The sequence below is a fragment of the Priestia sp. YIM B13490 genome (assembly GCF_042787735.1).
Lineage (GTDB): Bacteria > Bacillota > Bacilli > Bacillales > Bacillaceae_H > Priestia > Priestia megaterium.
This window is the reverse complement of record NZ_JBHZOT010000005.1, coordinates 1-14,223: the sequence shown is the minus strand read 5'-3', so window position 1 is coordinate 14,223 and position 14,223 is coordinate 1. Positions and strand designations below refer to the sequence as shown.

The following is a 14,223-nucleotide window of genomic DNA, read 5'->3' as shown; positions in this document are numbered from 1 at the left end:
GTAAGGTGTTTTTTTATGTATCTTTCGCTCTTAGCGGAAGACCTGCTTCATTAAACGATCCCGAACAAACGGCAAATTAAAAAATGAACGAACAGCTAGACTACGGATAAATGAATTTCCAAACAGCGAATTTAAAACACGGTATCTCATTTGATAGCCCAGCGTTCCAACAACTAAAAGCGTAAGTACTAATACAATATGTCTCATTTTCAAGCCTCCTTACGTTTACTTTGCTCCTATGACGAACATTTTATGCTCTTATATAGGTAAAAGCAGGATAAGGATTCCGCCTGTAAAAGCAGCAAGCAAAATAGCGGCAAGATTTACAACATCATTGTTAAAGAAAGTTATTCCTTTCTCTTTTATCGTTGGCTTACGGCAATGATCTTTCCGTTCCGTTTCAATACCGCAGCTTTGACAGCGAAAGCGAACTTGCACACTTGCTCCAAGAAGAGTGTCTATAGCGTTTCCAATAAAACCAAAGCACCCGACTAGCAATATACTACTCAGCGATACGGATGGAAAAGCAAAATAACAAGCGGCAGCAATAAGAAAAGCTCCGGCTGCTCCGGCTGCTGTACCTAAAAGTGAAACGGCTCCTGAGGTACCCGCTTCTACTCTCTTTAATGTCCAAAGGTAAAACGGCGGCTTCTTACTAAGAGACCCTATTTCAGATGCCCACGTATCCGCATTAGCAGCTGAGATACTGATCATAAACATCCACATGTAAACAGGAAAAGCTGTTGCAGCATATAACAAACCGCAAGCAGCAGCTACACCTCCATTAGCAAGGACTTGAATATAATCTCGCCTGTCGTGCTTCTCTAGCTTTTCTTCTAATGCACGTTTTTTTTCTTTTTTGTACTTACTACACAACGTAGAAGTGCTAAAAAATAAGAGTAAGAGTAAAAAACCTTGAAGCGAAAAACCGATATAAACGCTCGCTCCTACGATAAAAGACATGCAGGCTCCCGATACTGTCAGTGCTTTTGCTATGTAGCCTGCTCCTGCCATGAGTAATATTACAATTATCATGACAGCATCAAACGGATTCACAGCAAATAAGCTCCTTCTCTGTCAAAATATATTCCACGGGAATATCATGAGATTCATATGGGACCTCTGAAACGACTTGACAATCAAACGCAAGGCTTAGCTTCTGTCCGCTATAATCTGTTAGATAACGATCATAATAGCCGCCTCCATAGCCGATACGATATCCATTTTTGCTATATACCACGCCAGGCACAAGGAGTAAATCAATTGAAGATTTTGAAACGGGAACAGTTTCTTCAACAATTGGCTCCGCTAACCCGTAGTACACTGTTTCAAGCTGTGAAAAATTCGTAATCTCGTAGAAAACCATTTGAGATGTTGTGGGGTTGCATTTTGGAACAGCTACTTTCTTTCCATCTTTCCAAGCACGTTCAATGATGGCTTTCGTATTAACTTCTTTATTTCTTGAAACCGTAGCTGCAATGACTCTAGCTTCTTTCCATAAACAAGTTTCATACAGTGCATTTGCTATGCTTGTTGAATGTGCCTCGTGCTGCTCTTCAGAAATTAAATTAAGAACCCGCTTCATCTCTTTGCGCAGATGAGATTTCATTTTAATTCCCCCTATAAAAAAAACAGCAGGATTGTACTCCTACTGCTTACTTTGTTTCACGATGAAGTGTAACTTTTTTAAGTCTTGGGCTGTATTTTTTTAACTCAAGACGATCTGGGTTATTACGCTTGTTTTTAGTTGTAATGTAATTACGGTCACCAGTTTCAGTGCAAGCTAATGTAACGTTTACGCGCATCTATTTTCCCTCCAAACATTATAAACATAAATCAGACTTTAATATAATATCATTTTTCGAAAGGAAATGCCAGTCTGTTTTTTTGAAGAAAGTCATTTAATTTCATTTCTTCACTTTTTCTTTCCTCTTAGATCCCTGAGCTCCTTCTCTGCTACGCCTTACATATAGATGAAGTTTCTTGAAATAAGCGGAACTCTTTTTATGAGAGGCGTACTTCCTTTCTTTTAAATAAAAGCCATTATTTACACTCTTTGATACTCTTGTATTTTTTCTACAAAATATGCCGACAGCTTCTTGGCAGTCTGAGTGTTTAACGCCTCTGAATAAATATTTAATACAGGCAAGTGACCATCGGGCAAAATAAGCGTCCATTCATGGGGATCATGGTAAATCTTTAAGCCATCAATGACATACACTTGTTTACCGATTGCTTCTTCTAATAGTTTCTTCATCACTTGTTCTTGAATTTCTAGCGGACATGAAATATACCGCCAGTTCATATAAGCGTGGGGAACATATTGAATCATTTCAGAAATTTTCCGCTGTTGCACCATAATTAATTCGATCAGCTGACATAAAGCGTACATGGCATCTAACTGAAATTGAACGGGCCCCAAAAGACTAAGTAAATCACGTTTTTTTGCTTTTGTCCTCATAAATGATTGATTGAGAGATTGANTAAGCGTGGGGAACATATTGAATCATTTCAGAAATTTTCCGCTGTTGCACCATAATTAATTCGATCAGCTGACATAAAGCGTACATGGCATCTAACTGAAATTGAACGGGCCCCAAAAGACTAAGTAAATCACGTTTTTTTGCTTTTGTCCTCATAAATGATTGATTGAGAGATTGAGCAAATGTTTCTAGTGTGGATGAATAGTGTATAGGAATAGGAACGAATGCTACTTTTTTTGTCATGTATACGCTATAAATATAAAGCGACATAATTTCTGAGTCATTTACGCTGCAGCCTTTTTCATCATATAGAGCAAATGTTTCTCCATCTTCTTTAATCTTAATACAAAAAGACAGCTTATTTCGTTTAATTATTCGTTTGATTTCTTCTGTTTTCTCCCATTTGTTTAAAAATAAAACACGGACACGAAGACGCTTACATAATAGTTCGATAACTTCCTGTATAAACGGCGAACAAATCACGCCAATCCGCGTACTGTCTTCCAATAAAACATGCTGATTAATTGATTTTACTAAAGCATCACAATATTCTTCCCTGATATTTCCTATGCTTGTTTCTCTAAGTGAAACAGAAGTTGTTATGTTTGCTTGTTTAGCTTGAAGGTACATCCGCTCAATCTTTTTTTCAATAAGCTGATTAACTAATTGCCCTTTCTTGTCATATATTTCTAAAAAGAGGCCGCTGTTTTTGCTATCCACACCAATATAAATACCAATGCTCGCTTGTGAAGTCATCATGTAATATCGAAATACCGGAAGAGCTTCTTTTTTAATATCATACACAGCTGAATGATTACTCCGTAAAAAAGAAAAGCATTCTTTGCGAAGTTGAATGGCTTCTCCTTCATCATCGCTTGCTAGACAGAACGACCCTTGGTGTTTGCATACAAGCAATAACGCATTGTACAGTCTTGCTCGATCAACAGATGAATGTACATACAGGCGACCGTTTTTGAAGATAGAAACATCTGGTTTTACAGAAAGTTGAGGTAGTACTTGATTTTCAGCTACTGTATCTTGGACATACGTAGTCATTGCTTGAACATTTACATAGGGACCTATCGTAGCGTTGTATAAAAACGATTCTGCCCCCACCGTTACGTTTTGGAGCAAAATTGTTTTATCGATTGCAGCATGTGCTTCTATGATACTATTGGTTCCGATAATCGTGTAAGGACCAATTGAAGCACCTTTTCTAATCACCACATTTTCTCCTACGTAAACCGGATCGTAAATAGTCACCCCTTCTTCTATAAGCGCGTCATCTGAGACAATACTTTCCTGTCTATTGCCAAACCACTTCCTCCACAAATCATAGTGTGCTTGACGATAATGGTGGATTTGCCCAATATCAATCCAATAATCTTCCGTTACAAAACTGCACACAGTATGATTATATTCCAAAAGAAGCGGGATAATGTCAAAGCTAAAATCTGTAGGACCATAAGAATTCACGTAATCAAGAACGGATTTTTTGATCACATACACTCCCGTATTAATCAATCGGCTATTGGCCTGTTCGTAGGTCGGTTTCTCTACAAATCCCGTGACTCGATGCCCTTCATCTATTGTCACCACTCCATAACCCCGCACGTCGTTTACTTCTTTTGTAACAATGGTCATTTCGCTTTTTTGTTCATAATGAAAATGAATAACGTCTTGAAGATTAATTTCTGTTAAGGCATCTCCACTAATAATAATACAGTCTTCCTCAATAAAGGCCTCTGCTCGCTTAATTCCGCCCGCTGTTCCAAGAGGCTCTTTTTCGATAAAATAAGTAAGCGTCACTCCCCACTGAGAGCCATCCCCGAAGTATTCAATAATTTGTTCATGCCTATACTGCAGCGTAATCCCAATCTCTGTAATTCCATGTTTCTTAAGCAGTTCAATGCTATATTCCATCACAGGTTTATCGTAAAGCGGCAGCATAGGCTTTGGAATCGTATAGGTCAAGGGCTGCAGTCTTGTTCCTTTACCGCCAGCAAGTATAATGGCTTTCAATTTTTTGCCTCCCTTCTTTTTTTATCCTGGCAAATTTGATGTTGAAACAGCTTACTTGTATCAATAGCGATTTTTTCCCAGCTAAACATAGTTGTTGCTTTTCTATACCCATTTTCGCTGATTTTTGCAGCCGTTTTTTCATTTTTTAACAAAAATTCAATACAGTTGATTAATTCGAACGTATCTCCTCGGGCAAACGTCAGGCCCGTGTCGAAATGTGAAACAATATCGCTTAGACCTCCTGTATCGGCAACGATAGTTGGCTTCTTGGCTACCATCCCCTCTAAAGCCACAATTCCAAAAGGTTCATATAAACTTGGAAAAACAACCATTTTGCAAGCTTGAAGAAGCTGATTTCGTTCGTTATCGGTAATGTATCCAATAAAATACACGTATTTTTCTAGTTGCTTTTCACTTACCTGTGTTCGAAACTCATGAAGTAAAGGCCCTTTTCCTGCTACAACGAATTGAACATCTATTTGTTTTTTCTTAAATAGTTCCGCTGCTTCAATAAATAGCTGAAAGCCTTTTTCATATACAATTCGTCCAATTGAAAAAATAATAGGGGCCTTTCTAAAATTATATTTCTTTTGTAAACTTTCTTTTAACCGCTCATTTACTGCGTCGACTACCAGCTGCTTGTCAATTCCATTTGGAAATATAGCAATTTTATCTTGCTCTACTTGAAATAAAGTGATTAATTCCTTCTTCATATAGTCGCTGCAGACAATGATTGAGCTTGATTGTCGAATCAGCTCCTCTTCTTGCAAGTGAATTTTTTGCTGCATGTCATTATGAATACCATTATTGCGCCCATGTTCTGTCGCATGAATGGTCGTAATTAGCGGTCTATCCGTTTTATCTGCTAAACATTTTGCAGCGGAGGCAACAAGCCAGTCATGAGCATGAATAACGTCAAAAGACAGCTTGTAGCCTAACTGCAGTCCTCTAAGAGCCATAGCCACGTTCAAACTGTTTACCCATGTCAAAAAATCCGGGTGATGAGGCTGCAGGCTTTTAACTCGGTAAACGTGAACACCGTATAAACGCTCATATTCCGGCAGCCCCTCTACATAAGTTGTTAATACACTAACGTGATGGCCCGCCTTTGCTAACGCTCTGGATAAATCAAATACATGTCGTGCAAGTCCTCCGATAACTAGAGGAGGGAATTCCCATGCAAGCATTAAAATGGAGAGACCGCCTTTATATTGATTTACTGATAAAGCCGCCGGCTCTATCTCTTTTGCAGGGGATAAAAAAGAACTTCCTGAAAGAAAACTGTTTTCGCTATCCATCCTTGGGTTCTCTTCGTGACAAAGAAAATCAAATAGTTTTACTTGCCTTTCGTATTCACCTTTGACTTTTTCAAAATTATAAAGCCAATCGCTGCTACTTAAAAGGAGCCACTGTCGGTAGATAGCATTCACCACGCTAGGATGTTTAGAATCGATAACATCTAGCATCGCCTCTGACTTCTGTACGGTTGAAATAAACAATTGATTGTTCTCACTGACAAATTCAGCGCTTTTTGTTGCACCGTAGAGTGCAAGAGTTTCGTTTTGATGAAACTCTATATCCCTCGCGTAATCTAAAGGATATTGAAATATACCGCTTGCTGCTTGCATTCGCTGAAAGCCAAGCGTGTCCTTAGCCTTCAAATCCAAAAAAACGCTCGCTTTATTGATTGTTCCTTCCTCAACTTGTTTTCCTTGCATAGGATATGGAAACAAGATAATGCCAGCAGGCGACTTTTTTAGTTCATCTGTTGATGACTTCACAAAGGTATAGCGCATTTCATGAGATTTTAGGAGCATATCTACTTGATGAGTATACTCTCCTTGCTGTATAAAAAAACCGACGGGCTTTTTTTCAAAAAACTGTTGAAAAACACGTATTGCTTCTGTAATTTGGAGATTTAATGTTTGTTCGGTTTTAAGGGTGGAAACGAACGCGTTCGTTACGGTAGTAGGAATACACTCCATCATGTCATGCTGAAAAAAATATTTGCAGGCTGAGAACAAGCTCCCGTTCCACTTTTTTAAAAAGGTGAGTGCTCTCTGATGCTGCCGGCTTGAAAACTGGTGTAAATATTGAGCGTAACGAGTATTAAACTCCTCGTTGTTTAATGCGTTCAAAAACACACAAGACATCACAGCTGTTGCACCTATCAATTTCTTAGACTCAATTTGATCTAAAAAAGGGATGAACTCGTTCGTTACTTGTTCAAACAGCAGATACTCACTCTCTGTTTGAAGTACATGTAGCAACGGACAATGCATATAAGTTAAAAGAATACAGTCATCACTATTCATATTGCTTCTTCACCTGCTCCAAGTCATTTGAATATAAGGAATATGTGCTAAATTCATTTTGAACACCCTGGTGAACTTTTACAGGTTCGTACATCCAGCCTAACGAAGTTACATTCACTTGTTCATATTTTTCTTTCATCAAATAAACTGGATTCGAACGAAGAAGGGAAAAAAAACTTCCTTCTTTATCTTGAATACCAATATCTATTACATACGTGCGCTCACTTTCCAAGCTGTTCATAAACATGAAGTCTTGCTTAGGAGTAAGACCCTTCATATAATAGCGGTTTGATTCATGGCCGTTAAAACGAAGACCTGTTATATCATACGTACACATAGCTAGATTCAATTCTTCCCACCGTGTCGAAAACATACTTTCTACCATCTCTCGAATATGATCAGAAAACGACCAGTGAACATAAATACGAGATGAGTCAAGCTGAGTAGCTATACACACATTTAAGTTTTGAATAAGATTAGCAGCCACTGTTTTATCACTTCGTTTCTTAGAATGTTTTTTCTACATATAAATGCCGTATAAACTTATTAACATCTTACCATTCAGAAAAAGTTGCCACAATAAACGCAATTTGTCGATTTGTGTTAAAAATTCAGGTTAACATAGTAATTATAATTTACTAACAAAAAAACCTCTTCGCTTATTAGAAGAGGTTTTTCTACTATTCGTTTAAGTCGTAGCGTTTGCCTTTTACAAGGTAAAATACGCTTTCTGCTACGTTAGTGGTATGATCAGCCATACGCTCTAAATAGCGGGCTACAAATAAAAGCTGCGTAATTTGGTTCATAGCCTCCTGCTTTTCTTTAGCAAGACTTAAAAGTTCTTTGATTGTTATTCCGTAGAGCTCATCCACTTGATCGTCCATTTCCGCTACTTTTTTAGCCAGCACAAGATCTTCCTCGTGATAAGCTTTTAACGAAAGGCTCAACATTTCAATCGAAATATCGTGCATTTTCTTTACGTGTTCTAACGGCTTAATTAATTCTTCGTTTCCAATTCGTATAGCTGATTTTGCTACGTTAACCGCAAAATCTGCCATACGCTCAACATCCGAAGCAATTTTAATTGCCACAATGATACGTCTTAAATCGATAGCCACCGGCTGCTGCTTTGCGATCAGTAAGATAGCTAGGTCATTAATTTCTTCTTCTAAGTCATCCACGTATGAATCGCCGTCGATAATTTCTAGCGCCAGCTCAACGTTGCTTGTTTGCAGCGCTTCAATTGATTTTGATAGCGCCTCATGCGTTAAGCGCCCTATTTCTAATAATTTTTCACGTAATATCTTTAAATCACCATGAAACTTTTCGCGTACAACCACTCATCCCATCTCCTTGTATGTCTTAACCAAAACGACCTGTAATATAATCTTCTGTGCGTTTATCAGATGGCATTGAGAAGATTTTATCTGTTTCTGCGTACTCTACCACTTCTCCATTTAAGAAAAATGCTGTTTTATCTGAAATACGTGCCGCTTGCTGCATATTATGGGTAACAATAATAATGCTGAAGTCTTTCTTTAATTCTTGTACTAACTCTTCTACTTTTAATGTTGAAATTGGATCAAGCGCAGAAGTAGGCTCATCCATTAAAATAACGTCAGGTTCAATTGCCAAGCATCGCGCAATACAGATACGCTGCTGTTGTCCACCTGACAACCCATTTGCATTTTGATTCAAACGATCTTTAACTTCGTCCCAAATAGCTGCTCCTCGTAAACTTTTTTCAACAATTTCATCTAGTTTTTTCTTGTTGCGAACACCATGAATTCTTGGACCGTACGCAATATTATCATAAATAGATTTCGGGAACGGATTTGGCTTTTGGAAAACCATTCCTACTTGCGTGCGCAGCTCTTCCACGTGGTACGATTTATCAAAAATATTTTTCCCTCTATACTCAATCTCACCTGATGTACGGACAATTGGAGTCATTTCTACCATACGATTTAACGTTTTAATATATGTTGATTTTCCACAGCCTGATGGACCGATAATCGCGGTAACTTCGTTAGCATGAATGTCTAAATCAATATTTTTTAAGGCATGTGTGTTGCCATACCATAAATTCAAACCTTTTGTTTTATATACAATTTCTTTTGTTTGCGGAGTATCTACTTTTTCTTTGTTAGTCAATTCCATTGTTATTGCCATTGGATAATCCTCCTTCATCGTCTTTAACCGTTTTGAGCACAATAAAAGTCTCTCTATGTCTATTTAATATCTATTGTTTACTATCAGTGTAAATAAATACGAGAAGCCGAAACGCTTCCCCTTATTTTGATCATTTCTATTAACCCTTACACTTACAGAATAATAGCCGACTATTAATTGTGTTTTAACTCAATGTAAAGCTTTTGTAAACGAAGGTCTATCTGCGTGTTTTTTAGGTAAAAAACTAGTTCTTACGACCCTTAAATTCAATAAAAAACCATATATGTAAAGATTTCTAACAAAAAAGAAGAGGTAGAGACATAACTAAATTAATTCAATCTAAAGATGGGTGGATTGGATTAATAAGCCAGTATGAATTACTTCCGATACCGCTGTTGATTTTCGTTTCACGGGCGGCCGGTGAGTCTCCTCATCGCTTCGCTTTTCCTGCAGAAGTCTTCACCTTGCCCTCCAATCAACCGCCAAAAGCACCTACATACACGAAATCTACTTTCATCCTATAAATAAAAAATCCGAACAAAGTTGATTCTTAATCAACTTTGTTCGGATCTTACTTCAACTAATATGCTTTTGTCCCAGCCTCTTTAATTGGCGTCGTTTGCAATGACAGCCTGTTGGTTCTCTTCTTGATCTTTTACTTCTTGTTCACCTTTTTTCTTTAAATCAAAATACGTATCGAGCGCAGAACGAGCAAGCTCTTTTGTAATGGTATTTGGTGCACTTGGCACAAATGCCGATGGTACCACCACAGCTACTGCAATTTCAGGATTATCTGCCGGAGCAAAGGCCACAAAGTTTGAATTATTAACTTTAATAGGGTCCCCTCCGCTAGGGTTTTTCTCATAGGCTTGTGCCGTTCCTGATTTACCAGCAGGATTATAGTTCGCTGTATGGAAAGCTGCATACCCTGTACCGCCTTGTTCTTGCGTAACGCGCTTAAAGCCACTTTGAACATCTTTAATGTATTCTTCTTTCATCGTGATACGATTTAACACATCAGGCTCAAATGAATGCTGCGTACCGCCAATTTCATCGGTTTTAATCGTTGGTTTTCGGATTTCTTTTACTAGCTGCGGCTTAATGCGATACCCTCCATTAGCTATTGCAGAAGTATATTGAACAAGCTGCAGCGGCGTGTACGTATCATACTGACCAATGCCTAAATCAAGCGCCGTTCCTGGAACATCGCTTCCACCTTGGACACCTGTTGATTCGTTATCAAGGTCTATACCTGTTGATACGCCTAAGCCGAACTGACTGTAGTAAGAACGCAGTTCGCTGAATGTACCAGGTTTAATCGGTAAAGTCATGTTTTTATGATACTGTAACCCAGCCATAGCCATTACCGTTTTAAACATAAATACGTTGGATGAATATTTTAACGCAGATGAATACGTTAAGGGTCCTAACCCTTCAGCCTCAGCTGATTTTTTAACCGGTGTTCCTTTAATTTTTAACGGTTCATCAACGAACACTGTGTTTGGCTTAATAGCTCCTGAATCTAAGCCGGCTAAAACCGTTGCTCCTTTTACAACAGAGCCCATTGTATAAGATGTTGAAATATTTCCCAATGCAAAATCTTCTATTTTAGGCGCTCCAGTCTTCTTATCAATGGTGTATTTTTTACCTGCCATTGTTAAAATTTCTCCTGTGTGAGGATCCATCATAATAACAAAAGCACGGTCTAAAAATTGCGTTCCTTTCATTTGCTTTTTGGCTAAAAGCTGGTCCGTAATTTGTTTTTCTACCGCTTTTTGAAGCTCCATATCAATAGTTAAAACCAAATCACTGCCGCGTTCACCTTTAGACACTTGAATTGTATCAAGGAGATTTCCTTTTTTATCTGTTACATATTGGACTTTTTCTTTTTGACCGCTGAGCTGAGCTTCGTATTGCTTCTCTAAATAGCTCGTCCCAACTTGGTCATTTCGGCTATAGCCTCTTGACAAGTAATACTGTACTTTATCTTTAGGCAGCCCTTCGTTGGCAGATGATACATTTCCAAGCAAAGTACGAAGAGTACTGTTTTCTGGGTATGAGCGATCCCAATACGTTGTTGTATCAACACCTGGAAGTTCATCTAAGTGCTCACTTACAACGGCATACTCTTCATTTGTCACACCGCTCTTAACAATTTGCGGGGTGTTAGAGTAACCTGCCTCCATTTGGCGCTTAATAGCGAGAACTTCTAAATCACTCTTTAGACTTTCTAAATCTTTTTTAGAGATGCGGTCTAACTGACGTTGATACAGTTCGTCATCAGTCATTTCACCATCTTGAACTTTTTTGCGATCAGCTTGCGTAATTTTCTGTTCCGCTTCTTTAGGGTGAAGCATAATCCAATAATCCTTCATATCGCGTTCTGTAATTTTCACCACATTTTTAGCATCTTTATTCTTTTTATTTTCCGGAATATCAATCACATTTGTGGTGTAAGGAACATCGATCATAGTGGATAACTTTTTAGCGATGCGCAGCCTTTCTTCAGCTGTATTTCCTTGAAAACGAGTATATGTAATCGTATTTAAAGAGGTATTATCTACAATTACGCGGTTATAACGATCGTACATTTTCCCTCGAGGAACAGGCGTACTGACCGTAACGTCCTGTGTTTTTTCGACTTCTCGTTCGTAATTCTCACCGTATACAATTTGAACAAGTCCCAACCGCAAAATTAATACGGAAAATAGGACAAATACGGTCAAGAAAAGTAAGTTCACACGAAAAGGCACGTGACTTTTTTTTCTTTTTTTCTTTTTCATACCAACACCTACACTTTATAAAACATATATACCATAACACCATAAAATCAGCCATTTAGCAAATAAATAGACACCTGGCAGGTGCCTATTTACACAACGTATTTATTCTAAAAGAAAAGCGAAGCATTTTCCATAGTGCAAATGAAGGAGCTGACAACACTCTAAGCTGGAGACTCTCCGTCTCCTTCATTTAATACCGGAGGAGTAACAGTGGTTTCTTTTTTGTGCAGAGGCTGTGAAATATGTCTTACACAAAAATAAATGATCGTATGCCCTGCTCCAACAATAGCTAATAAAATGGGAATACTTTTTGCTTCATCAAAAAACAGTACAGCTATTAAAAATAAAGATATGGAAACGACGCGCCCGATATTCAGAAATACTTCTCTGACAACAATGTATTCAATTCTTTTTGAAACAACGTCTTTTGCTCGTCCAATCACATCGTACGTTAGAGAAATGAATGGAACCAATAAAATAGGATAGGCAACGGCAATACAAACAGCATATATAATTAACTTTGGATACGATAAGTTAAAGATAAGCAAAAAGACCGCTCCATAGAGAAGGAGGCCCCCTGTGAAGATAAACCGAAGGCGATTTTTTTGCTTAATAAACCTTGAGGCAACATAGTATCCTACAAATGCAACCGCTGAATTCACCAGTCCATATGTTCCTAAAGCTAATTCACTTCCCGTCGTAATAAATACCATGACGGATACAACAAAAATGAACGTACCTTCACGCAACCCTTGAAAGAAATGAGCCTGCAATATTCGATTCCAGTCTTTATTGACTTTTCGTTCAGCCCATACTTCTTTAAATTTGTATACTCCTTCCGCTGCGCGTCTTGTAATAAAAAAACTAAGTACAACGGCACCGATAAACAATAGCAGCGATACACCAAACACAATTTTATACCCAAGTGATTCATACAAAGCGGAAATAACAAAGCCAGCTCCTAAAGGACCAATCATCCCTGCAAAAGAGTTTAAGATCCCTAAAAATCCGTTAAAAAAGTCTCTTGTATCAGGTTCTGTAATTTCAAAAGTTAGCACATTAAAAGCTAGCCAATAAAAGCCGTATCCTATACCCAGCAGTCCACCAAGCAATACTAAATACTGGGCTGCGTTAGCTCCACTGACTAATACAGCGATATAAAAAACAGCTAAAAAAGATACACCTAACCTTAAAACCACAACCCGGTCAATTCGTTTGGCCCATTTACCTGCTAAAATAAACGTAAGCGGCTGAAGCACCACTACCGCTAAATTATAAATAGCAAGATCCGAAAATTCGCCTGATTGTTTCCACAGATAAATGTTAACAAACGAATTGGAAATTGAAATAGCCAAGGCATAAAGACCGCCTATAATTAAAAGCAAAAGTAAATCTTTACTAACTTCTACATCTCCAACTACTTTTTTTAATAAAGGCATATCAAAAAACTCCTTTTCTCTTCTACACCTAGTGTGTGAAAAAGAAAAGGAGATATGTAAAAGAATTGGAAAACAAAAAAGCCAGTAAAGGTAATAATTACTTTACTGGCTTTAAATACGTCTTTAGCTTATTTTGCAGCGTCGTAACGCTTAGCAACTTCGTCCCATTTTACAACATTAAAGAATGCTGAAATGTAATCTGGACGGCGGTTTTGGTAATTTAAGTAGTAAGCGTGCTCCCAAACGTCTAGACCAAGAATTGGCGTTTTGCCTTCCATTAATGGGCTATCTTGGTTTGGTGTGCTTGTTACTTCTAATTCGCCGTTGTTTACAACTAACCAAGCCCAGCCAGAACCGAAGCGAGTTTTAGCTGCATTTGCAAATTCTTCTTTGAATTGATCAAAGCTGCCGAATTTGCTAGCGATAGCGTCTGCTAATTCACCAGTTGGAGCACCGCCGCCGTTAGGGCAAAGGATTGTCCAAAATAATGAGTGGTTCGCATGACCGCCACCGTTATTGCGTACTGCTGTACGGATATCTTCAGGAACAGCATCTAAGTTTGAAATTAACTCTTCAATACTTTTGCTTTCTAAATCCGCTTTGCCTTCAACAGCAGCGTTTAGATTTGTAACATATGTGTTGTGATGTTTTGTGTGGTGAATATTCATTGTTTCTTTGTCGATATGTGGTTCCAGTGCATCGTATGCATAAGGTAGTTCTGGTAATTTGTAAGCCATGAATAATTCCTCCTTCAAAATATGTAAGCATTTTGGCGCAAAAGCACCATATACGTTTAGATTAGCAAATTTACCCTACTGTTTCAAATAAAAAGTTCCTAATCCATGATTTATATTTACCTAATTCCCATTCGCTATTCTTTTAAACATAAAAAAAGCTTCTTTTTCTCAAAAGAAGCTTTGAATAGACAATAGTATGGCGGAGGAAGAGGGATTCGAACCCCCGCGGGCTTTAACACCCCTGTCGGTTTTCAAGACCGATCCCTTCAGCC

Annotated in this window: 13 protein-coding genes; all 13 read right to left on the bottom strand. The window is 38.2% G+C overall.

What is annotated here, in order from left to right:
• Positions 1–30: 30 nt before the first annotated feature.
• On the bottom strand, positions 31–207 hold the full coding sequence (locus ACFX4R_RS16320; RefSeq protein WP_013059186.1) for a hypothetical protein: 177 nt from the start codon (positions 205–207) through the stop codon (positions 31–33).
• Positions 208–258: 51 nt separating this feature from the next.
• Entirely contained in the window at positions 259–1,056 is a 798-nt protein-coding gene (locus tag ACFX4R_RS16315) for a DUF92 domain-containing protein (RefSeq protein ID WP_025750519.1), read from the bottom strand.
• Positions 1,043–1,609 (bottom strand): 5-formyltetrahydrofolate cyclo-ligase, encoded by a 567-nt coding sequence (locus ACFX4R_RS16310; RefSeq protein ID WP_025750520.1) that lies wholly within the window; start codon positions 1,607–1,609, stop codon positions 1,043–1,045. The genes ACFX4R_RS16315 and ACFX4R_RS16310 overlap by 14 nt, the downstream gene beginning before the upstream one ends.
• A 46-nt stretch (positions 1,610–1,655) precedes the next feature.
• On the bottom strand, positions 1,656–1,805 hold the full coding sequence (rpmG, locus tag ACFX4R_RS16305; RefSeq protein ID WP_013059189.1) for a 50S ribosomal protein L33: 150 nt from the start codon (positions 1,803–1,805) through the stop codon (positions 1,656–1,658).
• Positions 1,806–2,047: 242 nt separating this feature from the next.
• A complete protein-coding gene (locus ACFX4R_RS16300) occupies positions 2,048–2,461 on the bottom strand; it encodes a phosphohexomutase domain-containing protein (protein WP_251033872.1) in 414 nt (137 codons plus the stop codon).
• Entirely contained in the window at positions 2,436–4,505 is a 2,070-nt protein-coding gene (locus tag ACFX4R_RS16295) for a sugar phosphate nucleotidyltransferase (protein ID WP_377569952.1), read from the bottom strand. Before ACFX4R_RS16295 ends, ACFX4R_RS16300 begins: the two co-directional genes overlap by 26 nt.
• Complete coding sequence (locus ACFX4R_RS16290) at positions 4,502–6,820, bottom strand: glycosyltransferase (RefSeq protein WP_377569950.1); 2,319 nt, start codon at positions 6,818–6,820, stop codon at positions 4,502–4,504. Before ACFX4R_RS16290 ends, ACFX4R_RS16295 begins: the two co-directional genes overlap by 4 nt.
• A complete protein-coding gene (locus tag ACFX4R_RS16285) occupies positions 6,813–7,307 on the bottom strand; it encodes a DUF4912 domain-containing protein (RefSeq protein ID WP_377569948.1) in 495 nt (164 codons plus the stop codon). The genes ACFX4R_RS16290 and ACFX4R_RS16285 overlap by 8 nt, the downstream gene beginning before the upstream one ends.
• A 193-nt stretch (positions 7,308–7,500) precedes the next feature.
• The gene (gene phoU, locus ACFX4R_RS16280; protein WP_013059193.1) at positions 7,501–8,160 is read right to left on the bottom strand and encodes a phosphate signaling complex protein PhoU; all 660 of its coding nucleotides are present in this window, start codon (positions 8,158–8,160) and stop codon (positions 7,501–7,503) included.
• Positions 8,161–8,182: 22 nt separating this feature from the next.
• On the bottom strand, positions 8,183–8,980 hold the full coding sequence (gene pstB / locus ACFX4R_RS16275; protein ID WP_371264484.1) for a phosphate ABC transporter ATP-binding protein PstB: 798 nt from the start codon (positions 8,978–8,980) through the stop codon (positions 8,183–8,185).
• 617 nt (positions 8,981–9,597) lie between these two features.
• Positions 9,598–11,775: a peptidoglycan D,D-transpeptidase FtsI family protein gene (locus ACFX4R_RS16270; protein WP_377569946.1), complete on the bottom strand. Its 2,178-nt coding sequence runs from the start codon at positions 11,773–11,775 to the stop codon at positions 9,598–9,600.
• A gap of 161 nt (positions 11,776–11,936) precedes the next feature.
• On the bottom strand, positions 11,937–13,214 hold the full coding sequence (locus tag ACFX4R_RS16265; protein WP_043976213.1) for an MFS transporter: 1,278 nt from the start codon (positions 13,212–13,214) through the stop codon (positions 11,937–11,939).
• A gap of 128 nt (positions 13,215–13,342) precedes the next feature.
• Positions 13,343–13,951: a superoxide dismutase SodA gene (sodA, locus tag ACFX4R_RS16260; RefSeq protein ID WP_013059198.1), complete on the bottom strand. Its 609-nt coding sequence runs from the start codon at positions 13,949–13,951 to the stop codon at positions 13,343–13,345.
• Positions 13,952–14,223 lie beyond the last annotated feature (272 nt).

Excerpts from the sequence above, each read along its gene's own strand:
- ACFX4R_RS16320 (WP_013059186.1), bottom strand. The coding sequence starts at position 207 with ATGAGACATATTGTATTAGTACTTACGCTTTTAGTTGTTGGAACGCTG.
- ACFX4R_RS16310 (WP_025750520.1), bottom strand. The coding sequence starts at position 1,609 with ATGAAATCTCATCTGCGCAAAGAGATGAAGCGGGTTCTTAATTTAATT.
- rpmG (WP_013059189.1), bottom strand. The coding sequence starts at position 1,805 with ATGCGCGTAAACGTTACATTAGCTTGCACTGAAACTGGTGACCGTAAT.
- ACFX4R_RS16300 (WP_251033872.1), bottom strand. The coding sequence starts at position 2,461 with ATGAGGACAAAAGCAAAAAAACGTGATTTACTTAGTCTTTTGGGGCCC.
- ACFX4R_RS16290 (WP_377569950.1), bottom strand. The coding sequence starts at position 6,820 with ATGAATAGTGATGACTGTATTCTTTTAACTTATATGCATTGTCCGTTG.
- pstB (WP_371264484.1), bottom strand. The coding sequence starts at position 8,980 with ATGGAATTGACTAACAAAGAAAAAGTAGATACTCCGCAAACAAAAGAA.
- ACFX4R_RS16270 (WP_377569946.1), bottom strand. The coding sequence starts at position 11,775 with ATGAAAAAGAAAAAAAGAAAAAAAAGTCACGTGCCTTTTCGTGTGAAC.
- ACFX4R_RS16265 (WP_043976213.1), bottom strand. The coding sequence starts at position 13,214 with ATGCCTTTATTAAAAAAAGTAGTTGGAGATGTAGAAGTTAGTAAAGAT.
- sodA (WP_013059198.1), bottom strand. The coding sequence starts at position 13,951 with ATGGCTTACAAATTACCAGAACTACCTTATGCATACGATGCACTGGAA.